Raw genomic sequence first — 23717 nt, forward strand, 5'->3', positions numbered from 1 at the left:
CTGTGCGGCGGTACGCACAGCTAGAAGAAGGACCATCACATGGCTCCCAAGAAGAAGGTCGCAGGCCTGATCAAGCTGCAGATCCAGGCGGGCGCCGCCAACCCGGCTCCCCCCGTGGGTCCTGCGCTGGGTCAGCACGGCGTCAACATCATGGAATTCTGCAAGGCCTACAACGCGGCCACCGAATCCCAGCGCGGCAACATCGTGCCGGTCGAGATCACCGTGTACGAGGACCGCTCGTTCACGTTCGTCACCAAGACCCCACCCGCCGCGCAGCTGATCAAGAAGGCCGCTGGCGTCGCCAAGGGCTCCGGTGTCCCGCACACCAACAAGGTCGGGAAGATCACCATGGACCAGGTCCGTGAGATCGCCGAGACCAAGAAGGAAGACCTCAACGCCAACGACGTCGAGGCCGCCGCGAAGATCATCGCCGGCACCGCCCGTTCCATGGGCATCGAGGTCAACTGAGCTCTTCCGAGCTCGTAACGAAGACAACCATCGTGGCAGGGCCGAGCGCGGCCCGCTGACCACAACTGCACAAGGAGAACAAGCAGATGGCACAGCGCAGCAAGGCATACCGGGCAGCTGCCGAGAAGATCGAGGCGGGCAAGTTCTACGCTCCCGCCGAGGCGGTCGCCCTGGCCAAGGAACTGGCCGAGAACAGCAAGTCCGATTCCACCGTCGAGGTGTCCATGCGCCTCGGTGTGGATCCCCGCAAGGCGGACCAGATGGTCCGCGGCACCGTGAACCTGCCCAACGGCACGGGCAAGACCGCCCGCGTGGTCGTGTTCGCGACCGGTGACAAGGCCGCCGCGGCCGAGGCCGCCGGTGCGGACTTCGTGGGTTCCGACGACCTGATCGCCAAGGTCCAGGGCGGTTGGACCGATTTCGACGCCGCCGTGGCCACCCCGGACATGATGGGCAAGGTGGGTCGTTTGGGCAAGATCCTGGGTCCTCGTAACCTCATGCCGAACCCCAAGACCGGCACCGTGACGATGGACGTGGCCAAGGCCGTGTCCGACATCAAGGGCGGCAAGATCGACTTCCGCGTGGACAAGCACTCCAACCTGCACTTCATCATCGGCAAGGCGTCCTTCGACGCCCAGAAGCTCGCCGAGAACTACGGTGCCGCGCTGGAAGAGGTGCTCCGTCTGAAGCCGGCCGCGTCCAAGGGTCGTTACATCACCAAGGCCACCGTGGCCACCACGTTCGGCCCGGGCATCCCCGTGGACCCGAACGCCACCGAGGTCACCACCCAGGCGTGATCGCAGGTACGTAACGGTGGAACGCTCGCGTTCCCTGCCGTTGAGGGAAGGGTCCGTGCCGTCACCGGCCGGACCCTTCTTTCGTGGGACGGCGGAAAACGCCGTTACGAATTCATGATGTACTTGAGGCCGGGTTCCGTGGACGGGGCCCGTCGCCCGGGTGCCGTCCCGGCCGGTCGGCGCGGAAGGAGAGCACTGTGACGGAGCCGTCACCGGTACGCATCGAGTTGTTGCGCATCCCCGCCACCTTCGACGACGAGGCGCAGCGGGTCCTGGGGTGCGTGGCCGCGCTCGTGCAGTCCTCCCGGCGACACGTGTGGGGCACCGGTCAGCTCAGCAACGGCCCCCACGATATCTTCCGTGACCTGCACGACCCCTACGAGCGAGTGAACATCCTGTGCGCGTACCTCGGCGACCGTCTCGTGGGACGCGCCGAGGTACGGATGCCCCTGATCGCGGACACCGACATGGCGCAGATCGTGGTGGACGTGGCCCCGGACGAGACCTCCGAGGGGATCGGGCGCGGTCTTCTGAGTGCTGCGGAGCAACTCGCGCGGGGTGAGTCCCGCCGGTTCATCCGCCTCGTGACCGAGCACCCGGCGTCCGAGGCGCGCGACCCCTCCGGCCCCGGGGACGGCAGTGCGGACGGCACGGCCGACGGCGGTGCGAGCCCCGTGGCTCCCGTCCGATGGCTCGACGCCGCCGATGGTTCCGGGCGCCTGCCCGCGAGCCACCGCCAGACGAGGTTCGCCCAGCACGCCGGGTACACCCTGCGCACGGTCAGCAGTTTCGCGCTCCTGCCCGTGCCGCTGGACGAGCAGCGCGCCGCACGCATCCACGAATCCCTCGAGGCCGTGCCGTTCGCGGACCACTACCGCCTGCACACATGGGTGGGGGAGGCCCCGGATGAGCTCCTGGCCCCGCTCGCGCAGCTGCACGCCAAGATCCCCACCGACTCGTTCGTGCGGCCGATCGTGGCGGACCCCGACCCGTGGGACGGCGCTCGGGTGCGCCGCACGGAACAGTTGCGTCAGGAGGACGGCGACCGGTCCCTGATGGCCGTGGTCCAGGACGTGCGCACGGGCGAGCTCGTGGGGATGACCGAACTGATCCTCGCGCAGCACCGCCCGGCCCTGGCGCTGCAGGACGAGACCCTCGTGGTGCGCACCCACCGCGGGCACCGGTTGGGGATGCGGCTCAAGTTCGCCAACCTCGAGCAGCTCGTGAACGTGGCCCCCGAGGTCCGGACCGTGTACTCGTGGACCCACAGCGGCAACGACCGGATGAACTGGGTCAACGCCCAGCTCGGCTTCCGGGATGCCGGTCAGTCCGCGATCTGGGAGCAGGACTTCAGCATCCACTGATCGCCGGGCCGGTCACTCACCATGGCGGTGGCAGTACTACCGTCTCCTGTCCACGGGCCAGCCCCTCCCGGGGCACGGACAGCAGACCCTCCGCCGCGGCGAGCCCGCGCACCATGTTGGAGCCGATCGCGCGGCACGGGACCCAACCGCCGTCGTGCCGCCGCGCGGGCAGCAGTCGTTCGGAGCGGGCCCCGGCCAGTTCCTCCCCGGCGACGGCGGGGGCGAAAGGTCGTGGTTCGCGGCCCAGCTGACCGGCCAGGAATGCCCCGCCCAGCAGCAGGAACGCCACCATGGCACCCAGGGGATTGCCCGGCAGTGCGAGCACGGCGGTGTCCCGCGCGGCCCCGAACAATGTGGGGTGACCGGGCATGAGGTCCAGCTGGTCCACGATCACGTGGCACTCGTCCTGCACCATGGGCCGCACGAAGTCCGCGCGCGAGCGGGACGTGCCACCCGTGGTGACCACGAGGTCGTGCTCGGCACTCAGTTCGCGGAACAGCGAACGCAGCGCTGCGGCGTGGTCGGGACCGCGGCGCACCGTGACCGTGCGTCCGCCGAAGGCCTGCACCATGGGCGGTAGGGACATACTGAACGCATCGCGCACGTACCCGGGAGCCGGGAGTCCGCTGGTACGCACCTCGGAACCCGTGAGCAGCAGGGCCACCCGCGGGACGCTACGCACCGGCACGTCGTCCCGTCCGGCCACGGCCAGGAACGCCGCGTGCGCGGGGGAGAGCACGGTGCCCGCCCGCACTACGGTCTCATCCCGAGCGCATTCCGTTCCGGCCGGGCGGATGTGCCTGCCCGCGAGTTCCGTGCGCGGGCTGTCGGGGGACAGCTCGAGGAGCTCGCCGCGGCGGGTTGCGAACTCTTCGCGGATGACCGTGGTGGTGCCGTCCGGGATCACGCCGCCCGTGACCACGGGGACGGCCGTGCCGGGCGCGAGGGTGACCGCGGACGCGGCACTCGGCAGCGGCGCGGACGGCGCAGCGCCGTCGGTCAGGTGATCATCCAGTCGCCGTCCGTCGGATGCCCCCGCACGGGGGCCCGGGGCGACGACGCGCCACGGTCCCGGTCCGTGGACCGCGTACCCGTCCATCGCGCTCGAGGCGTAGTGCGGGACGGGACATGCCGCGCGGACGTCGTGGGCCGCGGTGCGACCCGCCGCCCGGTCCAGGGGGACGATCTCGATCGCGCCGCCGGGCCGGGAGTCCGCGAGTGCTGACCCGGCCCGGTGTGCGAGGGTCCGGGCGGCGTCGCGTGCCGCGTGATGCAGGGGTTCGAGACCGCTGCTCCACGCGGGTGGGGTGGGACCGGGCATCCGATCAGCCCCCCGCGAAAGGCGGGAGGACGTCCACCGTGGCGGCCGGGGCCAGGGGGGACTCCGGGTCCCGGGCGGCCACACCGTCCACGAGCCACGAGCACTGCGGCAACACCTGGGCCAGCGCGCGTTCGCCCGGTGGGGCCACGGGGTGCAGGGTGACCAACAGTTGCTGCAGCTCGGAGCGGGTCAGGGCCGTGGTGGTCTCCACGTGCTCTTCCTCTGTCCCGGCCGCGGCAGCGGCGGCCGCGAAATAACGCACGAGCACGGTCTCAGCCCCCGATCGCGCTCATGCTGCGGTCGGGCTGGACGTAGTCCCCGGAGTCGAGGCCCGCGTGGTCCATCCCGTGGGCGCGCGGCTTGACCCACATGGCATCGCGCCAGCGTTGGGCGATGTCCCGGTCGGTCGCGTTCGAGCGCAACAGGTGCATCAGATCCGTCTCGTGGTGGGAGAACAGGCACGAGCGCACGTGGCCCTCCGCGGTGATCCGAGTGCGCGTGCAGTCCTCGCAGAACGGTTCCGTGACGGACGCGATGATCCCCACGGTCCCCACCACGGTGTCCTGGCCGCGTTCCCGCACGAGGTACTTCTCCGCGGGGGCGCCCGCGCGGGGTGCGGTGTCCTGGGTGATGTCGAAGTCCCGGGACAGGGACTCGCGGATCTCGCTGGCCGTGACCATGTTCTTCCGGGTCCAGCCGTGGTCCGCGTCCAGGGGCATCTGTTCGATGAAGCGCAGGGCGCAGTCGTGGTCCAGGGCCCAGCGCAGCAGCGCGGGCGCCTCGTGGTCGTTGACCCCGCGCATCAGGACGGCATTGAGCTTCACCGGGCTCATGCCCGCGTCCTGGGCGGCAGCCACGCCCTCGAGCGTTTGGGTGAGCCGCCCGCGGCGGGCGAGCTTCTCGTAGGTGTCCGCGCATAGGGTGTCCAGGGAGATGTTCACGCGGGTCATCCCGCCGTCCGCGAGGGCCTGGGCACGCCCGGCGAGTCCGATGCCGTTGCTCGTCATGGACACGGGGATCCCCGGCATGCGCTCGGTCAGGGCGGCCACGAGTTCCTCGAGATCGGGGCGGATGAGCGGTTCCCCGCCCGTGAGTCGGATCTCCCGCACCCCGAAGTCCGAGACGGCGATGGCGGCCAAACGCACGATCTCCGGGACCGTCAGCAACGATTCCCGCGGCAGCCACTGCATGCCCTCCGCGGGCATGCAGTACGTGCACCGGAGGTTGCACTTGTCCGTGAGGGAGATGCGCAGGTCCGTGGCGGTACGTCCGAAGCGGTCCGTCAGCGGCCCCTGCGTGGGCACCCCGCGAACGGGGAGGACATGGGGATTACCGAGGAAAACGGACATACCGTCCAGTGTAGGTGCTGCCCCCAGCACGGGCGGAACCCCCGGCGGGGTGGCTACCCTGGAGCCATGTCCCGCTGTATAGAAACGCACCAGCGCACGCTGGTCGAGTTGCTCAACTCGGCGTCCCACGACGACGCCGCACTCCTGCCCCTCGCGCGCGCCGCGGGACGCGTGCTCGCTCGGGACCTCGTGGCGGAGGCGGACCTGCCACCGTTGGCGAACTCGCAGATGGACGGGTTCGCGGTGCGCGTGGCCGATCTGACCCCCTCCGTCCCGCCCCAGCCAGGGGATGCTGAAGGGATCGAACTGCCCGTCGCGGACGTGCGGCCCGCGGGTGCCGAACCCGCGCGGCACACACCCGGTACCGCGACCGCCGTGATGACCGGGGCCGTGCTCCCCGAGGGCGCGGACGCGGTGATCCCCGTGGAACGGGTGCGTCCTCCGCGCTTCGACGTCCCGGCCGTGGCGATCAGCCCCGACGTCGCCCGGTCCGTCACCGAGGGCACCTTCGTGCGAGCGGCCGGGAGCGACGTCGCCCGCGGCGCCGTGGCGCTGCCCGCCGGAACGCGGCTGGGGGCTGCGGCGCTCGGTGCGTGCGCCGCGCTCGGACTGGGCCCGGGAACCGAGGTGTCCGTGCGCACCGGACCGCGTGTGGTCGTGGTGAGCGGAGGGGACGAGATCGCGCCCGACGGGCACGCGCCGCGCCCCGGGATGTACCACGACGCCAACGGCCCCTTGCTGGCCGCGTGGTTGTCCGAGGCGGGCGCCGAATCGGTGACCCGGGTCCGTGTGGACGACGACCCGGACGCCTTCGTGCGAGCCCTGGATCACGTTGTCACCGAGGCAAGACCCCACCTCGTGATCACGAGCGGCGGGATCAGCGCGGGCGCGTTCGAGGTCGTGCGCCAGGGCCTCGAGCGGGGGGGCCGGGACACGTGGTTCGACCACGTGGCCATGCAACCGGGAGGCCCCCAGGGACACGGCACGTTCCGTGGCGTGCCCGTGATCTGCCTGCCCGGTAATCCCGTGAGCACGTGGGTCTCGTGCGAGGTCTTCGTGCGTCCCGCGCTCGCGGCCGCGTGGGGGTGTTGCCCGTCGCCGCGGTGGTTCACGGCCGAATTGGGCGAGGCGGTTCGACCGCTGGTCACCAGGACCCAGCTGCGCCGCGGGAGTATGGAACACCCGGGGGACGGAACGGTCCCGTGCGTGCGTCTCGTGGGGGGAGCGTCGTCGCACCTGCTGAGCGCCGCCGCCCATGCGGACGTCCTGGTGCGCATCCCGCCCGGGGAGCACGAACTCGCTGCCGGGACGACCGTGGCGGTACTGCCGGTGGACGGCGGCGTGCTGCCCGCGGACGACGACCCGGTGCCCGCGGGCGCAGCAGACGGAACGGAACGAACAGGAGAGCCAGCGTGAGCGAACGAGAGCCGGAGCCCGGACAACAGCACCTGACACACGTGCGGGAGGACGGCACGGCGCACATGGTGGACGTGAGCGAGAAGGCGGTGACCTCGCGCGAGGCCACCGCCCAGGCCGTGCTCATGACCCGCCCGGATGTGATCGACCTGCTGGCCTCGGGGGGGCTGCCCAAGGGGGACGCGCTCGCCGTGGCGCGGGTGGCCGGGATCATGGCCGCCAAGCGCACCCCGGACCTCGTGCCCCTGTGCCACCCGCTGCCCCTGAGCAAGGTGACCGTGGACCTCACCCCGCGCGAGGACCGCGTGGTGATCGAGACGACCGTGCGCACCCGCGGTGTCACCGGCGTGGAGATGGAGGCCCTCACTGCGGCGAGCGTGGCCGCGCTGACCCTGTACGACATGATCAAGGCCGTGGACAAGGCCGCCACGATCACCGACACCCGCGTGCTCGCCAAGTCCGGCGGCAAGAGCGGCGATTGGAGCGCCCGATGAGTGAGCACGCGGATCCGGCCCGCGGCCGTCCCTCCCGTCAACACGAGGTGGGCGACACTCACCTGGAGGGGCGCGGCGCCGTGGTGGTCGTGGTGTCCAGCTCGGCGGCGTCGGGCACGGCGGAGGACCGCTGCGGGCCGCTACTGCGGGACTGGTTGCGGGGCCGCGGCCTGGACGTGACGCTGCGCGTGATCCCGGACGGGCCCGAGGTCCTCAAGCTGCTGCGCAACCTCACATCGGCATCCGGGCCTGCCGCCCCGCGGTTCGTGATCACGACCGGGGGCACCGGACTGAACTCGGACGACGTCACGCCCGAGTCCACGGCCCGGGTGCTGGAGCGCGAGTCGCCGGGGATCATGCACGCGCTGTGGAGCGCGGGGCTGCAGAAGACCCCCACGGCCGTGATGAGCCGCGGGGTCGCGGGGCACACCGGCCAGACCTTCATGGTGAACCTCCCGGGCTCGCGCGGGGGCGTCAAGGACGGGATGACCGTGTTGGACCCCCTGCTGGACCACATCAGCGCGCAGCTCGAGGACGTGCACGGTCACGGGGAGGACCGCTCCGTGACGCGCTCCGCGCAGGGGGAGGTCGTCCCCGCGGCGGTCCCGGACTCCCCGGGCCACGCCGAGCGCACGGACGTGCCCGGCCATGACGCCGCCCCCGCCGCGGGCACGGTCGGCGCGCGGGTGCCCGCAGCGTCGTCGTCGTCCGACGACGACGCCGCGCCGGGCGCCGAGCCCTCGGCGGGCGAGGTGCTGCTGGCGCTCGTCACGACCGACCCCCTGGATGCGGCCGAGGCGCAGCGTGCGGTCCAGCATCCGCGGTGCGGGGCGGTCGTCGGGTTCAGCGGCGTGATCCGCGACCACGACGGCGGCAAGGACGGTGTCACGGCGCTTGAGTACAGCGCCCACCCCAGCGCGGGCGAGGTCATGCGGGACGTGGTCGGTGAGATCGCGAGCGCCCACCCGGACGTGCGCTTGTGGGCCGCGCACCGGATCGGCGCGCTCGCCGTGGGGGACAGCGCGCTCGAGGTGGCCGTGGCCGCGGGACACCGTCGCGAGGCGTTCAAAGCGTGCGCGCAGCTCGTGGACCTCATCAAGGAACGCGTGCCCATCTGGAAGCGGCAGAGCTTCGAGGACGGGCAGCACAACTGGGTGGGGCTGGACGCCTGAGATGGCCGCTCGGATCATCGTCCCCGCCCGCGTGCGCACGTTCGACGCCCACGGGGAAGTGCGCGCGGGGCCGGACCGGCTCGCGGGGGAGGAACCCCTGGAGATCCGGCTGAACGGGCAACAGTTCACCGTGACCATGCGCACACCCGGGGACGACTTCGAACTCGTGACGGGGCTGCTGCTGAGCGAGGCCGTGATCACGGAGGTCTCGCACATCGTGAAGATGGACTACCGCTCGGGCGTGGACCAGGACGGGCACCGCACGTACAACGTGGTGGACGTCCGGCTCGCACCGGCGGCCCCGGGGCCGCGCGCGGACGCCCAGCGCCAGGTGTTCACATCCTCGTCGTGCGGGGTGTGCGGCACGCCGTCGTTGGACGGGGTGGTCAAGTCCTCCGCGTACCCCGTGGCGCACCCGCGTCCACTCGTCACCGCGGCGCGGCTCGTGTCCCTGCCGGATGAGTTGCGGGAGCACCAGCGGGTCTTCTCCGCCACGGGCGGGGTGCACGCGGCGGCGCTGTTCCCCGTGGGCCGGGACGAACCCCTCGTGGTCCGGGAGGACGTGGGCCGGCACAACGCCGTGGACAAGGTCATCGGGTGGGCGGTGCAGCGAGGACTGCTGCCGCTGCACGAAGCGGTCCTGCAGGTCTCCGCTCGGGCGTCGTTCGAGCTTGTGAGCAAGGCCGCCATGGCCGGGATCCCCGTGCTCTCCGCGGTCAGCGCACCCTCCGCACTCGCCGTGACCCACGGGCGAGAGCGCGGGGTCACGGTCGTGGGGTTCAACCGCAAGGGTCGGTGCAACGTCTACACCCACCCGGAGCGCATCACGGGGGAGTGAACCGGGCCCTGACGATTTGATGGGCACCCGCGCCCTGGGGTACGATGGATGTACCAAAGACCGCCGGTCATCACGCGTGCCCCGGTACGCGCGATCTAAGAGGTTCTCGGAAACGTGAACCGTCCAGCGCAGGTGAACCAGCACGAATTCCGCTCCTCAAAACACGCATTTTCATGCGTGTGATCAGGGCGTGGTCTCGAGCCCCGGGCATCTGCGCGGGGCTTTTTTCGTGTCCTCGTACGGGACGCGGGCCGGCACCCACATGTAAGGAAGGAGCACCATGGCGAATCCTGAAAAGGCTGCCGCGGTTGCGGAGTTGAAGGAATTCTTCTCCAACTCGCACGCTGCCGTCCTGACGGAGTACCGCGGTCTCACCGTGGCTCAGCTGAAGACGCTGCGCCGTTCCCTCGGTGAGAACGCCGAATACGCCGTGGTGAAGAACACGCTCACCGCCATCGCGGCTCGCGAGTCCGGTATCGACGCGTTCGAGGGCAAGCTCACGGGCCCCTCGGCCATCGCGTTCGTCTCCGGTGACGCCGTCGAGGCCGCCAAGAGTCTGCGTGACTTCGCCAAGGACAACCCCCAGTTGGTCGTCAAGGGCGGTTACCTGGATGGCGTCGCGATGGACGAGTCCGAGATCAAGAAGCTCGCGGACCTCGAGTCCCGCGAGGTTCTGCTGGCCAAGGTCGCCGGCGCCGCCAAGGCGTCGATGTCCAAGGCCGCTGCGCTGTTCCAGGCCCCGCTGTCCAAGACCGTGCGCACCGCCGAGGCCCTGCGCGCCAAGCTGGACGAACAGGGCGAGAACGCCGCCTGATCCCTTCGGGGACCCGGTTGGGGGGTCCCGGGCGATTGCCCGGGAAACACCCGTGTTCTTCCCACGCACACCTCGCCGGCGCCACCAGCACCGGCACCACGTACAAGTAAGGAGCCAATACCATGGCTAAGCTGACCACCGAAGAACTCATCGAGGCCTTCAAGGAACTGTCCCTCATCGAGCTGTCCGAGTTCGTGAAGGCGTTCGAGGAGACCTTCGACGTCACCGCTGCCGCCCCCGTGGCCGTGGCCGGTGCCGCTCCCGCCGGCGGCGACGCCGGTGCGGCCGAGGAGGAGAAGACCGAGTTCGACGTCATCCTCGAATCCGCCGGTGACAAGAAGATCCAGGTCATCAAGGAAGTTCGCGGCCTGACCTCCCTGGGCCTGAAGGAAGCCAAGGACCTCGTGGACAGCGCTCCCAAGGCCGTCCTCGAAGGCGCCACCAAGGAAGCCGCTGACAAGGCGAAGGAAGCCCTCGAGGGCGCCGGCGCCACCGTCACCGTCAAGTGATCCACGGCGCCTCGTGCGCCCGCCGTGTCCCGTGACGTGACCCCCGGGTTCGTTCGGCACGACATCACCGCGAAACCCCGCACCGATGATCGGTGCGGGGTTTCGCGCATTCCCCGTAGCGGTGTGATGTGCGAAACTATGTGTGACCATCTGGCCGTCACCGTACGGCGGGAGAGCATGGCGGATCCTCGTGAGCCGGAACCACGTGTGCCTGTACCGCGGGCATCGCGCCATCGCCGAAGGAGCAAACCCTCCCCGGGAATCTCTCAGGCACCCGTACCGCCGCACCGGGCCACTCTGAAGAGCTCACCCCTGTCACGGGGAGAGCACCGACGGGGCAGGTCGACGGGCGCGAGCTGCTGCGCCCGCCGGCGAAATCTCTCAGGTTGCGATACAGAGCGGGGAGGACTCACCGGGCCCTCGCGCGCCCACAAGCAGCCCAGGAGACCCTCGTATGTCCTTCCTGTCACGCCACATCGGCCCCGACGCCGATGACATGGCCGTCATGCTCCGCACCGTGGGGGTAGCCAGCCTCGACGAACTGATCGACCGCGCCGTCCCCGAGAGCATCCGTGTCCGGGACGCCCTGGACCTGCCGGAACCCCTCGACGAGCCCGAGGCCCTCGCGGCCCTGCGCTCGATCGCTGCGCGCAACACCGTGATGCGCCAGATGATCGGGCAGGGCTACCACGACACCGTGACGCCCGCCGCGATCCGACGCAACATCCTGGAGAACCCCGGGTTCTACACGTCCTACACGCCGTACCAGCCCGAGATCTCCCAAGGCCGGCTCGAGTTGCTGCTCACGTTCCAGAACGCGGTGATCGACCTCACCGGCCTCGAGGTGGCCAACGCGTCCCTTCTGGACGAGTCCTCCGCCGTGGCCGAGGCCGTGCTCATGATGCGCCGCGCCAACCGCCGATCCAAGAGCCTGCGCGTGCTCGTGGACAGCCGCAGCCTGCCCCAGACCCTCGCCGTGCTCACGGGCCGCACCCGTGCCGCGGGTATCGAGCTTGTCACGGCGGACCTCGGTGATCCCGACGCCGCCGCGCGGGCGGTCTCGGAGGGTGACGTCTTCGGCGTCGTCGTCGCGCAGATCGGTGCGGACGGGGACGTCACGGATCCCACCGCGGTGATCGACGCCGCGCACGAGGCGGGCGCGCTCGTGACCGTGAGCACCGACCTGCTCGCCTTGACCATGCTGCGCAGCCCGGGTGAGCTGGGCGCGGACATCGCGGTCGGTTCGGCCCAGCGCTTCGGGGTGCCCCTGTTCTTCGGGGGCCCGCACGCCGCGTTCATGGCGACCCGCAAGGGTACCGAACGCTCCTTGCCGGGGCGCATCGTGGGGGTGTCCACCGATTCCTCGGGCGCACCCGCGTACCGGCTCGCGCTGCAGACACGCGAGCAGCACATCCGACGCGAGAAGGCGACCTCCAACATCTGCACGGCGCAGGCCCTGCTCGCGATCGTGGCCGCGGCCTACGCGGTGCACCACGGTCCCGTCGCACTGCGTGCCCTCGCCGAGCGGCTGCACGGTCTCGCCACGGAGCTCGCCGCCGGGTTGCGGGAGCGCGGGATCGACGTCGCCCACGAGCGGTTCTTCGACACCGTGACCTTCTCCGCGCCGGGCCGGGCGGACGGCATCGTGGCCGCGGCCGCGGACCGCGGGATCAACCTCCGCCGCATCGACCAGGACACGGTGGGCGTGAGCTTCGGTGAACCCCATACGCAGCGGGACGTCCAGGACGTGCTCACCGCGGTGTCCGAGGCGTGCGGCGCGCGCACCTCGGACTCCGGGGAAGCCGCGAGCGCGGACGCACTGCCGGACGAGTGGCTGCGCACGGACGAGTACATGACCCACCCGGTCTTCCACACGCACCGCTCCGAGACCTCGCTCATGCGGTGGCTGCGCGAACTCTCCGACAAGGACCTGGCGCTGGACCGCACCATGATCCCGCTGGGCTCGTGCACCATGAAGCTCAACGCGGCGGCGGAGATGGAACCCATCTCGTGGCCCGAGTTCGCGAGTATCCACCCGTTGGCCCCTGCGGATCAGACCCGGGGCTGGACCGAACTGATCGAGCAGTTGCAGACATGGCTCGCGGAGATCACCGGCTACGCGGCGGTGTCCGTGCAGCCCAACGCCGGTTCGCAGGGTGAACTCGCGGGTCTGCTGGCCATCCGGCGGTACCAGCTGGCCCGCGGCGAGGGTCAGCGCAAGACGATCCTCATCCCGTCCTCCGCGCATGGGACCAACGCGGCGTCGGCCGTGCTCGCGGACCTCAAGGTCGTGGTCGTGGCGACCGCCGCGGACGGCACGATCGATCAGGCGGACCTCGCGGCCAAGATCGAGGCGGTGGGGGACGAGCTCGCGGGCATCATGGTCACCTACCCCTCGACCCACGGCGTCTACGACACGGACATCACCGAGGTGTGCGCCGCGGTACACGACGCCGGTGGTCAGGTCTACGTGGACGGCGCGAACCTCAACGCGCTCATGGGGCTGGCACGGCCCGGCCGCTTCGGCGGGGACGTCTCCCACCTGAACCTGCACAAGACCTTCTGCATCCCGCACGGCGGCGGCGGGCCCGGTGTGGGTCCCGTGGCCGTGGCCGAACACCTCGTGCCGTACCTGCCGGGCAACCCGGCGGACGCGGACCTGGACGAGCACGGCGCGGGCTTCCCCGTGGCGCAGGCTCCCTACGGTTCCGCGGGGGTTCTGCCCATCACGTGGATGTACATCGCCATGACGGGCGCGCAGGGGCTGACCGAGTCCACGCGCACCGCGGTGCTCGGGGCCAACTTCATCTCCCGCGCGCTCGCGGACGTGTTCCCCACGCTGTACACCGGGGACGGCGGGCTCGTGGCCCACGAGTGCATCCTGGACCTGCGGCCCATGACCAAGGCCTCCGGCGTCACGGCTGAGGACGTGTGCAAGCGCCTCGTGGACTTCGGATTCCACGCGCCCACGCTCGCGTTCCCGGTCGCCGGGACCCTGATGGTCGAGCCCACCGAGTCCGAGGGCCTCGAGGAGCAGGACCGGTTCATCGCCGCGATGCGCACGATCCACGCGGAGATGCAGGAGATCGCGGACGGCACCGTGTCCCTCGAGGACTCCGTGATCCGCAACGCCCCGCACACCGCCCAAGTGCTCACCGCGGACGAGTGGCAGCGCGCCTACCCGCGCTCGCAGGCCGCCTACCCGGTCGCGTCCCTGCGCCGGGTCAAGTACTGGCCCCCCGTGGGCCGGATCGACAACGCCGCGGGGGACCGCAACCTCGTGTGCGAGTGCCCGCCCATCGAGGCGTTCGACGCCGCGTACAACACCGCAGCAGTAGCACAGGGGGAGACTCGATGAGCGAGCAGCACACCGCACTGTACGAGGCCCACGAGCGGTTGGGGGCGCGGTTCACCGACTTCGGTGGCTGGACCATGCCCGTGCGCTACGCGAGCGACACCGCCGAGCACCACGCGGTGCGCCGCGGCGCCGGGATCTTCGACCTGTCCCACATGGGGGAGGTCTCGGTCTCGGGTCCGCAGGCCGGCGCGTTCCTGGACTACGCCCTCGTGGGTGTGCTCTCCGGGCTCACGGTGGGCCGCGCCAAGTACTCGATCATCGTGGACGAACAGGGCAGGATCCTGGACGACCTCATTACCTACCGTACGGACGAGGACGAGTACCTCGTGGTGCCGAACGCGGGCAACCAGGAGACGGTCGTGCGTGCGCTCCAGGAGCGCGCCCAGGGCTTCGACGTGCGCGTCACGGACAACGGTCCGGCGACGTCGCTGATCGCCGTCCAGGGTCCGCGCGCCCTCGAGGTGCTCGAGGCCACGCGCTTGGAACCGGCCGAGGACGTCGCCGCGCTGAAGTACTACGCGTGCGTGCGCGCACGCTGCGCGGACGTGGCCGTGCTCGTGGCCCGCACCGGGTACACGGGCGAGGACGGTTTCGAACTGTACTGCGACAACCAGGACGCGCCCGTGCTGTGGGACGCGCTCCTGGCGACCGCGGCCGAGCTCGGCACGGAGGAGGCCCCCGTGGGAGCGGCGGGTCTCGCGGCGCGCGACTCCCTGCGGCTCGAGGCCGGGATGCCGCTGTACGGTCACGAACTGTCCACGGAGATCACCCCGGTCGAAGCGGGACTCGGCAAGCTCGTGGAGATCGCCCTGCGCAGGAAGGCGGAGGCCGGCACCACCACGGTTGGCGGGGACGTGCTCGCGGCGATGCTGGAAGGCACGCCCGAACGCACCCTCATCGGTCTGGAGGGCCTGGGTCGCAAACCCGTGCGCGCGGGCTACACCGTGCACGTGGGGGAGCGCACCGTGGGTGAGGTGACGAGCGGGCTGCCCTCGCCCACGCTGGGCAAGCCGGTGGCCATGGCGCTCGTGGCCACGGACGCCGTCGACGGGATCGACGCCGGTGAGGTGAGCGTCCAGGACGCACGCGGGCGCGCCGTGGAGGTCACGCGCACCGCGCTGCCCTTCTACAAGCGGTCCTGAAGGGTGGTGTGGGGAGCGAGCCGCCCGGAGTAGTCTCTAGGCAGGCCCGCTCCGCCGTGCACGTTCCGAGGACCGCGCGGGCCGGTGAGGGTCCCGCCCCGTGTGATCGGGGCGGGACGGACAAGGAGAACGCCGTGTTCCTGCGCGACGCCGCCCCCGGGATCCATATGATCCAGAACCACAACGTGAACTGCTATGTCCTGGAGGACTCGGACGGCCTCACGGTCGTGGACGCCGGTCTGCCCAGGGTGTGGAACGAACTCGGGTGGGCCGTGCGCGAACTCGGCCACGCCCCGGAGGACATCAAAGCGCTCGTGTTGACCCATGCGCACTTCGACCACGTGGGGGTCGCCGCGAAACTCGTGGACCGGCTCGGGATCCCCGTTTACGCCCACCAGCGGGACAAGCACCTCGCGGCACACCCTTACAGCTACGCGCACGAGAACCCCACGGCCGTCTACCCGCTGCGTCACCCGCGCGCCGTGCCGATCCTCGCCTCCATGATTGCCGGTGGCGCCGCGATGGTGCGGGGCGTGACCGTGACCCGCGAGCTGACCGCGGGGGAGACCGTCCCCGTCCCGGGCCGCCCGCGGGTCGTGTTCACCGCGGGCCACACGTACGGGCACTGCGCGCTGTACGTCCCCACAGCGGACGCCGTGATATCGGGGGACGCGCTCGTGACCCTGGACCCCTACTCGGGTCTCACGGGCCCCCGCATCGTGGCTCGCGCCGCCACCGCGGACAGCGCGATGGCCGTGGAATCCCTCGCCGCACTCGAGGTCACGGGAGCCACCCTGGTGCTGCCCGGACACGGCGACCCGTGGCGTGAAGGCGTGGGACGCGCCGTCGAACTGGCCCGGGAGAACGGGGTCGCCTGAGGGTGCGCCGCCCGAGGGGCGGGCATCTTACGGCCCGGACGGGATTTCGTCCAGCACCGGTGTGGACAAACGGGCGCAGTTCGCCTAAGCTAGTACTTTGCGTTGTCCCTTATGCATGCGTGCCTTCATATAGCGGTGGGCGCCGCAGGGGCGGTTGTCGACGAGCATCGAAAACCGGCCCCTTTTTCTCTCCCCGGGAACCTCGCGTATTCACTGCATGTCTGTGGAAGGATCACATCTTGGTCGCCTCGAGCACCGATACGAACGTCTCCGCCAACCACCCCACGAGTGATAACACTCCTCGCCGCGTTTCCTTCGCGAAGATCCACGAACCGCTGGACGTCCCCAACCTGCTTGCTCTGCAGACCGACAGCTTCGATCGGCTGGTCGGCAACGAGCGCTGGCAGGCACGCGTGGTCGAAGCCCAGGAGACGGGTGACACCAGCGTTCCCACGACCTCCGGTCTGTCCGACATCTTCGAGGAGATCTCCCCGATTGAGGACTTCCAGGGCACCATGTCCCTGTCCTTCTCCGAGCCGGAGTTCTACGACCCCAAGTACACAATGGTCGAGTGCAAGGACCGCGACGCGACCTTCTCGGCCCCGCTGTACGTCAAGGCCGAGTTCATGAACAACAACACGGGCGAGATCAAGCAGCAGACCGTGTTCATGGGCGACTTCCCCCTGATGACCGACAAGGGCACGTTCGTGATCAACGGCTCCGAGCGCGTCGTCGTCTCCCAGCTCGTGCGTTCCCCGGGTGCCTACTTCGAGAAGGGCCAGGACCGCACGTCCGACAAAGACATCTACTCCGCCAAGATCATCCCGTCCCGCGGTGCGTGGTTCGAGCTCGAGATCGACAAGCGCGATCAGGTGGGTGTGCGCCTGGACCGCAAGCGCAAGCAGTCCGTGACCGTGCTGCTCAAGGCGCTGGGCTGGACCGAGTCCAAGATCCTCGAGGAGTTCGGCGAGTTCGACTCCATCCGCGCGACGCTGGAGAAGGACACTACGGAGACCCGCGAGGAGGCGCTGCTGGACATCTACCGCAAGTTGCGCCCGGGGGAGCCGCCCACGGTGGACGCCGCCCAGTCCCTGCTGGACAACATGTACTTCAACCCCAAGCGCTACGACCTCGCCAAGGTGGGCCGCTACAAGCTCAACCGCAAGCTCGGTCTGGACAAGCCGTTCACGGACTCGGACGCCTCGGTGCTGTCCCTCGACGACATCGTCGCCATGATTCGCTACCTCGTGACCCTGCACGACGGCGGCTCCACCATGCCCGGTACGCGTGACGGCGAGGCCCGTGAGATCCACGTGGACGTGGACGACATCGACCACTTCGGCAACCGTCGCATCCGCGCGGTGGGCGAGCTGATCGAGAACCAGATCCGCACGGGTCTGTCCCGCATGGAGCGCGTGGTGCGCGAGCGGATGACCACCCAGGACGTCGAGGCGATCACGCCGCAGACCCTGATCAACATCCGCCCGGTCGTGGCCGCGATCAAGGAGTTCTTCGGGACCTCCCAGCTGTCGCAGTTCATGGACCAGAACAACCCGCTCGCGGGCCTCACGCACAAGCGTCGTCTATCCGCGCTGGGTCCCGGTGGCCTCTCCCGCGATCGCGCGGGCATGGAGGTCCGTGACGTGCACCCCTCGCACTACGGCCGCATGTGCCCAATCGAGACGCCGGAAGGCTCGAACATCGGTCTGATCGGTTCGCTCGCGACCTACGCGCGGATCAACCCGTTCGGTTTCATCGAGACGCCCTACCGCCGCGTCGTGGACGGCACCGTAACCAACGACGTCGTCTACCTCACCGCGGACGACGAGCGCGGGCTCACCATTGCGCAGGCCAACGCTCCGTTGACCGACGACGGTCGCTTCGCCGAGGACGCCGTCCTCGCGCGTGCCTCCGACGGCTCGGGTGAAGCGGTGCTCGTGGCCCCCACGGACATCGAGTTCATGGACGTGTCCCCGCGCCAGATGGTGTCGGTGGCCACCGCCCTGATCCCGTACCTCGAGCACGACGACGCCAACCGCGCGCTCATGGGCGCCAACATGCAGCGTCAGGCCGTGCCGCTGCTCACGTCCGAGGCGCCGCTCGTGGGCACCGGTATGGAGCGCTACGCGGCCCTGGACGCCGGCGACTCGGTGCTGGCCACCAAGTCCGGCGTGGTCGAGGAAGTCTCCGCGGACCTCGTGACCGTCCTGAACGACGACGGCACCACCAAGCTCTACCCGATCAACAAGTTCGTGCGCTCGAACCCGGGCAACACGTACAACCAGCGCGTGATCGTCTCCGAGGGCGACCGCGTGGAGCCCCGCACCGTGATCGCGGACGGGCCCTCCACCGACCACGGTGAACTCGCACTGGGCAAGAACCTGCTGATTGCGTACATGTCCTGGGAAGGCCTCAACTACGAGGACGCCATCATCCTGTCCCAGCGCATGGTCTCCGAGGACGTCCTGACGTCCATCCACATCGAGGAGCACGAGATCGACGCCCGCGACACCAAGCTCGGTGCCGAGGAGATCACCCGTGACATCCCCAACGTGTCGGAAGAGGTGCTCTCCGCCCTGGACGAGCGAGGCATCATCCACATCGGTGCCGAGGTCCAGGCCGGTGACATCCTCGTGGGTAAGGTCACGCCCAAGGGCGAGACCGAACTGACCCCGGAGGAGCGGCTGCTGCGCGCGATCTTCGGTGAGAAGTCCCGCGAGGTCCGTGACACCTCCCTCAAGGTTCCCCACGGCGAGTCCGGCACCGTGATCGGTGTGCGCGTGTTCGACCGCGACGACGAGGACGACGACCTCCCAGCCGGCGTCAACCAGGTCGTGCGCGTGTACGTGGCGCAGAAGCGCAAGATCACGGACGGCGACAAGCTCGCCGGTCGTCACGGCAACAAGGGCGTCATCTCCAAGATCCTGCCCATCGAGGACATGCCGTTCATGGAGGACGGCACCCCCGTGGACGTGATCCTGAACCCGCTGGGCGTGCCCGGTCGTATGAACCTGGGCCAGGTGCTCGAGGTCCACACCGGTTGGCTCGCCAAGCAGGGCTGGAACATCGAGGGCGACCCCGAGTGGCTGCACGGTCTGAGCAACTTCCCGAAGTCCACCGGTCCCACTAACGTGGCCACCCCGGTGTTCGACGGCGCGCGCGAGGACGAGATCTTCGACCTGCTGGACCACACCAACCCCACGCGGGACGGTGACCGCCTGATCGGGCGTTCCGGCAAGGCCAAGCTCTACGACGGCCGTTCCGGTCAGCCGTTCCCGGACCCCGTGTCCGTGGGCTACCAGTACATCTTGAAGCTCCACCACCTGGTGGACGACAAGATCCACGCGCGCTCCACCGGCCCATACTCCATGATCACCCAGCAGCCGCTGGGCGGTAAGGCGCAGTTCGGCGGTCAGCGTTTCGGTGAGATGGAGGTGTGGGCGCTCGAGGCGTACGGCGCGGCCTACACCCTGCAGGAACTGCTCACCGTCAAGTCGGACGACGTCCACGGCCGCGTCAAGGTGTACGAGGCGATCGTCAAGGGCGAGAACATCCCTGAACCGGGTGTGCCCGAATCCTTCAAGGTGCTCATCAAGGAAATGCAGTCCCTGTGCCTGAACGTGGAGGTCCTCTCCGCGGACGGTAACGCGGTGGAAATGCGTGATTCCGAGGACGACAGCTTCCGGGCTGCGGACGAACTCGGTATCGACCTCTCCCACTCCGAGCCCAGCTCGGTCGAAGAGGTCTGAGACCCCTTTCGTTCATCGATCAGCCCGAACACACTTCAGGATTTTAGAAAGAGGGACAGGACCTTATGTCCAACGATTCTTCACTGGGCCTCATGCGTATCGGCCTCGCGACCGCGGATCAGATCCGCGGCTGGTCCTACGGCGAGGTCAAGAAGCCCGAGACCATCAACTACCGCACGCTCAAGCCTGAGAAGGACGGCTTGTTCTGCGAGAAGATCTTCGGCCCCACCCGGGACTGGGAGTGCTACTGCGGTAAGTACAAGCGTGTGCGCTACAAAGGCATCATCTGCGAGCGCTGCGGCGTGGAGGTCACGCGCGCCAAGGTGCGTCGTGAGCGGATGGGTCACATCGAGCTCGCCGCTCCCGTGACCCACATCTGGTACTTCAAGGGCGTGCCCTCGCGCTTGGGATACCTGCTGGACCTCGCCCCGAAGGACCTCGAGAAGGTCATCTATTTCGCGGCGTACATGATCACGTCCGTGGACGAGCAGGCCCGTCACGACGACCTGCCCAACCTACAGGCCGCGATCGACCGTGAGAAGAAGCAGCTTGAGGACACCCGCGACGCGGACATCAACGCGATCGCCCGTGACCTCGAGAACGATCTCGCGCGCGTCGAGGAGGAGGGCGGCAAGGCCGCCGAGAAGCGCAAGCTGCGTGACTCCGCAGACCGTCAGATGGCGAACGTGCGCAAGCGCGCCGATCGTGAGATCGACTACCTCGAGAAGGTCTGGGACCGTTTCAAGAACCTCAAGGTCAACGACCTCGAGGGTGATGAGGCCCTGTATCGCCAGATGGTGGACCGCTACGGCATGTACTTCGAGGGTTCCATGGGCGCCGAGTCCATCAAGAAGCGCCTCGAGACCTTCGATCTCGCCGCGGAGGCCGAGGCCCTGCGCGAGACCATCGCCACGGGCAAGGGTCAGCGCAAGACCCGCGCCCTCAAGCGCCTCAAGGTGGTCAACGCGTTCCTGACCACGAACAACTCGCCGCTCGGCATGGTACTGGACGCCGTCCCGGTGATCCCGCCGGAACTGCGCCCCATGGTGCAGCTGGACGGTGGCCGGTTCGCGACGTCCGATCTCAACGACCTCTACCGTCGTGTGATCAACCGCAACAACCGCCTCAAGCGGCTGTTGGACCTCGGTGCGCCCGAGATCATCGTGAACAACGAGAAGCGCATGCTCCAGGAGGCCGTGGACTCGCTGTTCGACAACGGCCGCCGCGGTCGCCCGGTCACGGGCCCCGGCAACCGTGCGTTGAAGTCGCTGTCCGACATGCTCAAGGGCAAGCAGGGCCGCTTCCGTCAGAACCTGCTGGGCAAACGCGTGGACTACTCCGGTCGTTCCGTGATCGTGGTGGGCCCGCAGCTCAAGCTGCACCAGTGCGGGCTGCCCAAGCAGATGGCGTTGGAGCTGTTCAAGCCCTTCGTGATGAAGCGCCTCGTGGACCTCAACCACGCGCAGAACATCAAGTCCGCCAAGCGGATGGTGGAGCGCTACCGCCCGCAGGTGTGGGACGTGTTGGAAGAGGTCATCACGGAGCACCCCGTGCTGCTCAACCGCGCACCGACCCTGCACCGTCTGGGCATCCAGGCGTTCGAGCCGCAGCTCGTGGAGGGCAAGGCCATCCAGCTGCACCCGCTCGTGTGCGGCGCGTTCAACGCCGACTTCGACGGTGACCAGATGGCCGTGCACCTGCCGCTGTCTCCGGAGGCGCAGGCCGAGGCGCGTGTGCTGATGCTGTCCTCGAACAACATCCTCAAGCCCTCGGACGGCAAGCCGATCGCCCTGCCCTCGCAGGACATGATCATCGGCCTGTACCACCTCACCACCGTGCGTGAGGGTTGGGCCGGGGAGGGCAACAGCTACTCCTCCGTGGCCGAGGCCATCATGGCCGCGGACTCCGGTGAGCTGCACCTGAACTCGCGCTGCAAGATCGAGCTCGAGGACTTCGTGCCGTACGCCGGGTGGGAAGCGCCCGAGGGCTGGGAGCAAGGTCAGCCCGCCGTCGTGGAGACCACGCTTGGTCGCGTGCTGTTCAACGAGACGCTGCCTGCCGACTACCCGTGGGACGAGAACGTCGCGGACAAGAAGCACCTGTCCGCGCTCGTGAACGACCTCGCAGAGCGTTACCCCATGACCCAGGTGGCCAAGACCTTGGACAACCTCAAGGACGCCGGCTTCCACTGGGCCTCCCGATCGGGTGTCACCGTGGCCATCTCGGACATCGCCACCCCGCCGGAGAAGCCCGCCATCATGGAGGGCTACGAGGCGCAGGCCGCGCGGATCCAGGGCCAGTACGACAAGGGTCTGATCGACGACGACGAGCGCCGCTCCGAGCTCATCGACATCTGGTCCAAGGCCACCGATGAGGTCGCCGAGGCCATGCGCAACAACCTGACCGCCGGGAACACGATCAACCGGATGGTCTCCTCCGGTGCACGTGGTAACTGGATGCAGGTGCGTCAGATCGCGGGTATCCGTGGTCTGGTGGCGAACCCCAAGGGCGAGATCATGCCCCGACCGATCAAGTCCTCCTACCGTGAGGGCCTGTCCGTGTTGGAGTACTTCATCGCGACCCACGGTGCGCGTAAGGGCCTCGCGGACACCGCTCTGCGTACCGCCAACTCGGGTTACCTGACCCGTCGACTGGTGGACGTCTCGCAGGACGTGATCGTGCGAGAGTCCGATTGCCAGACGGTGCGCGGGTTGACCCTGCCGCTCGCGGACATCACCGACACCGGTGTGCGCACGCTGCACGAGGACATCGAGAACACGGTGCACGGCCGCGTGCTGGCCAGCGCCGTGGCGGACGAGAACGGCGAAGTGCTTGCCGAGTCGGGCGCGGACATGTCCGACGCCATGATCAACAAGCTCTACAACGCCGGTGTGGACCAGGTGCGCGTGCGCTCGGTCCTCACGTGCGAGTCCGCCGTGGGCGTGTGCGCCGCGTGCTACGGCCGTTCGCTGGCCACCAACCAGTTGGTGGACATCGGCGAGGCTGTGGGCATCGTGGCCGCCCAGTCCATCGGTGAGCCCGGTACCCAGCTGACCATGCGTACGTTCCACACCGGTGGTGTGGCGTCCTCGGACGGTGACATCACGCAGGGTCTGCCCCGTATCCAGGAGCTGTTCGAGGCCCGCACGCCCAAGGGCGTGGCCCCAATCTCCGAGGTGGCCGGCCGGATCCGCATCGAGGACACGGACAAGTCGCTGAAGATCGTGGTGGTCCCGGACAACGGTGACGAGGAGTTCGCCTACCCGGTGCTGCGCCGCGCCAAGCTGCTCGTCGCGGACGGCGATCACGTGGAGGTCGGTCAGCAGCTCGTGACCGGTGCCGTGGACCCCAAGGAGGTACTGCGTATCCGCGGTCCTCGTGAGGCGCAGAAGCACCTCGTGGATGAGGTCCAGGGCGTGTACCGCTCCCAGGGCGTGGGCATCCACGACAAGCACGTGGAGGTCATCGTGCGCCAGATGCTGCGGCGCGTGACCATCATCGAGTCCGGCGACACCTCGTTGCTGCCGGGTGAGCTGGTGGACAACGTGCGCTTCCTCGAGGCCAACCGCGCCGCGGTGGCGGAGGGCAAGCGTCCCGCGGCCGGGCGTCCGGAGCTCATGGGCATCACCAAGGCCTCCCTGGCCACGGACTCGTGGCTGTCCGCCGCGTCCTTCCAGGAGACCACCCGTGTGCTCACGCAGGCCGCCATGGAGGGCAAGTCGGATCCGCTTCTGGGTCTGAAGGAGAACGTGATCATCGGTAAGCTCATCCCCGCCGGTACCGGTCTGGAGCGGTACAACAGCGTGGACGTGGAGCCCACCGAGGAGGCCAAGGCCTCCATGTTCACGGATCCCTCCGCGTTCACCGATTTCAGCTACGCCGAGGAGAACGCCGGGGGGCTCGGTTCCGAGTTCCATGCGATCCCCCTGGACGACTACGATTTCGGCGGTCACTGAGCCGAGTAGGCGTGTGATCTGAGAGCCCGGGTGGGCTTCCCTTCGGGGAGGGCCACCCGGGCTCTCGCGTACCCGGACCCGTTCCGGACGAC

17 protein-coding genes and 1 riboswitch are annotated in these 23717 nt (G+C 69.1%); of the genes, 14 read left to right on the top strand and 3 right to left on the bottom strand.

Features of this window, described 5'->3' with window-relative positions; genetic code table 11:
• The first annotated feature begins 39 nt into the window (after positions 1–39).
• The 3 genes from rplK (at position 40) to Q9R22_RS03820 (ending at position 2629) form a co-directional block, all read left to right on the top strand.
• Positions 40–468, top strand: coding sequence for a 50S ribosomal protein L11 (gene rplK / locus Q9R22_RS03810; protein ID WP_035959909.1), 429 nt, complete (start codon positions 40–42; stop codon positions 466–468).
• Between the two features lie 86 nt (positions 469–554).
• Positions 555–1265: a 50S ribosomal protein L1 gene (rplA, locus tag Q9R22_RS03815; RefSeq protein ID WP_035959904.1), complete on the top strand. Its 711-nt coding sequence runs from the start codon at positions 555–557 to the stop codon at positions 1263–1265.
• 197 nt (positions 1266–1462) lie between these two features.
• A complete protein-coding gene (locus Q9R22_RS03820; protein ID WP_131332452.1) occupies positions 1463–2629 on the top strand; it encodes a GNAT family N-acetyltransferase in 1167 nt (388 codons plus the stop codon).
• 16 nt (positions 2630–2645) lie between these two features.
• On the opposite strand, the gene Q9R22_RS03825 is transcribed toward Q9R22_RS03820, so the two are convergent.
• Genes Q9R22_RS03825 through moaA form a run of 3 tightly spaced genes read right to left on the bottom strand, consistent with a single transcriptional unit; the run spans position 2646 to position 5299 of the window.
• The gene (locus tag Q9R22_RS03825; RefSeq protein WP_131332453.1) at positions 2646–3950 is read right to left on the bottom strand and encodes a molybdopterin molybdotransferase MoeA; all 1305 of its coding nucleotides are present in this window, start codon (positions 3948–3950) and stop codon (positions 2646–2648) included.
• 4 nt (positions 3951–3954) lie between these two features.
• Positions 3955–4218 (bottom strand): MoaD/ThiS family protein, encoded by a 264-nt coding sequence (locus Q9R22_RS03830; protein ID WP_131332454.1) that lies wholly within the window; start codon positions 4216–4218, stop codon positions 3955–3957.
• Between the two features lie 4 nt (positions 4219–4222).
• On the bottom strand, positions 4223–5299 hold the full coding sequence (gene moaA / locus Q9R22_RS03835) for a GTP 3',8-cyclase MoaA (RefSeq protein ID WP_131332455.1): 1077 nt from the start codon (positions 5297–5299) through the stop codon (positions 4223–4225).
• 66 nt (positions 5300–5365) lie between these two features.
• Here moaA and glp point away from each other — a divergent pair, with 66 nt between their 5' ends.
• From glp to Q9R22_RS03890, 11 genes are all read left to right on the top strand, one after another.
• Entirely contained in the window at positions 5366–6715 is a 1350-nt protein-coding gene (gene glp, locus Q9R22_RS03840; protein ID WP_131332456.1) for a gephyrin-like molybdotransferase Glp, read from the top strand.
• Complete coding sequence (moaC, locus tag Q9R22_RS03845; protein WP_085106393.1) at positions 6712–7209, top strand: cyclic pyranopterin monophosphate synthase MoaC; 498 nt, start codon at positions 6712–6714, stop codon at positions 7207–7209. Before glp ends, moaC begins: the two co-directional genes overlap by 4 nt.
• Positions 7206–8381 carry a molybdenum cofactor biosynthesis protein MoaE gene (locus Q9R22_RS03850; RefSeq protein WP_131332457.1) on the top strand — a complete coding sequence of 392 codons (1176 nt, stop codon included), beginning with the start codon at positions 7206–7208 and terminating at the stop codon, positions 8379–8381. The genes moaC and Q9R22_RS03850 overlap by 4 nt, the downstream gene beginning before the upstream one ends.
• 1 nt (position 8382) lies before the next feature.
• Positions 8383–9219, top strand: coding sequence for a formate dehydrogenase accessory sulfurtransferase FdhD (gene fdhD, locus Q9R22_RS03855; protein WP_064845229.1), 837 nt, complete (start codon positions 8383–8385; stop codon positions 9217–9219).
• A 280-nt stretch (positions 9220–9499) separates the two neighbouring features.
• Positions 9500–10033, top strand: coding sequence for a 50S ribosomal protein L10 (gene rplJ, locus Q9R22_RS03860; protein WP_035959878.1), 534 nt, complete (start codon positions 9500–9502; stop codon positions 10031–10033).
• Positions 10034–10155: 122 nt separating this feature from the next.
• Positions 10156–10542 carry a 50S ribosomal protein L7/L12 gene (gene rplL / locus Q9R22_RS03865; protein WP_131332458.1) on the top strand — a complete coding sequence of 129 codons (387 nt, stop codon included), beginning with the start codon at positions 10156–10158 and terminating at the stop codon, positions 10540–10542.
• Between the two features lie 158 nt (positions 10543–10700).
• Positions 10701–10834: riboswitch (glycine riboswitch) on the top strand.
• Positions 10835–10996: 162 nt separating this feature from the next.
• A complete protein-coding gene (gene gcvP / locus Q9R22_RS03870; RefSeq protein WP_131332459.1) occupies positions 10997–13900 on the top strand; it encodes an aminomethyl-transferring glycine dehydrogenase in 2904 nt (967 codons plus the stop codon).
• Entirely contained in the window at positions 13897–15042 is a 1146-nt protein-coding gene (gcvT, locus tag Q9R22_RS03875) for a glycine cleavage system aminomethyltransferase GcvT (RefSeq protein WP_131332460.1), read from the top strand. The genes gcvP and gcvT overlap by 4 nt, the downstream gene beginning before the upstream one ends.
• Positions 15043–15176: 134 nt before the next feature.
• Positions 15177–15920 (top strand): MBL fold metallo-hydrolase, encoded by a 744-nt coding sequence (locus Q9R22_RS03880; RefSeq protein WP_098054410.1) that lies wholly within the window; start codon positions 15177–15179, stop codon positions 15918–15920.
• A gap of 239 nt (positions 15921–16159) precedes the next feature.
• A complete protein-coding gene (gene rpoB, locus Q9R22_RS03885; protein WP_131332461.1) occupies positions 16160–19669 on the top strand; it encodes a DNA-directed RNA polymerase subunit beta in 3510 nt (1169 codons plus the stop codon).
• Between the two features lie 65 nt (positions 19670–19734).
• Positions 19735–23625 carry a DNA-directed RNA polymerase subunit beta' gene (locus Q9R22_RS03890; protein WP_131332462.1) on the top strand — a complete coding sequence of 1297 codons (3891 nt, stop codon included), beginning with the start codon at positions 19735–19737 and terminating at the stop codon, positions 23623–23625.
• Positions 23626–23717 lie beyond the last annotated feature (92 nt).

Origin of the sequence: Kocuria sp. PD6 (assembly GCF_031844145.1) — a bacterium.
In the GTDB taxonomy this organism is placed as follows: domain Bacteria; phylum Actinomycetota; class Actinomycetes; order Actinomycetales; family Micrococcaceae; genus Kocuria; species Kocuria marina.

What these genes read in the sequence shown, in the direction of transcription:
- gcvT (WP_131332460.1), top strand. Translation starts at nt 13,897, where the DNA reads ATGAGCGAGCAGCACACCGCACTGTACGAGGCCCACGAGCGGTTGGGG.
- Q9R22_RS03825 (WP_131332453.1), bottom strand. Translation starts at nt 3,950, where the DNA reads ATGCCCGGTCCCACCCCACCCGCGTGGAGCAGCGGTCTCGAACCCCTG.
- rplK (WP_035959909.1), top strand. Translation starts at nt 40, where the DNA reads ATGGCTCCCAAGAAGAAGGTCGCAGGCCTGATCAAGCTGCAGATCCAG.
- moaA (WP_131332455.1), bottom strand. Translation starts at nt 5,299, where the DNA reads ATGTCCGTTTTCCTCGGTAATCCCCATGTCCTCCCCGTTCGCGGGGTG.
- rplJ (WP_035959878.1), top strand. Translation starts at nt 9,500, where the DNA reads ATGGCGAATCCTGAAAAGGCTGCCGCGGTTGCGGAGTTGAAGGAATTC.
- rplA (WP_035959904.1), top strand. Translation starts at nt 555, where the DNA reads ATGGCACAGCGCAGCAAGGCATACCGGGCAGCTGCCGAGAAGATCGAG.
- gcvP (WP_131332459.1), top strand. Translation starts at nt 10,997, where the DNA reads ATGTCCTTCCTGTCACGCCACATCGGCCCCGACGCCGATGACATGGCC.
- rplL (WP_131332458.1), top strand. Translation starts at nt 10,156, where the DNA reads ATGGCTAAGCTGACCACCGAAGAACTCATCGAGGCCTTCAAGGAACTG.
- fdhD (WP_064845229.1), top strand. Translation starts at nt 8,383, where the DNA reads ATGGCCGCTCGGATCATCGTCCCCGCCCGCGTGCGCACGTTCGACGCC.
- Q9R22_RS03890 (WP_131332462.1), top strand. Translation starts at nt 19,735, where the DNA reads ATGTCCAACGATTCTTCACTGGGCCTCATGCGTATCGGCCTCGCGACC.
- Q9R22_RS03850 (WP_131332457.1), top strand. Translation starts at nt 7,206, where the DNA reads ATGAGTGAGCACGCGGATCCGGCCCGCGGCCGTCCCTCCCGTCAACAC.
- glp (WP_131332456.1), top strand. Translation starts at nt 5,366, where the DNA reads ATGTCCCGCTGTATAGAAACGCACCAGCGCACGCTGGTCGAGTTGCTC.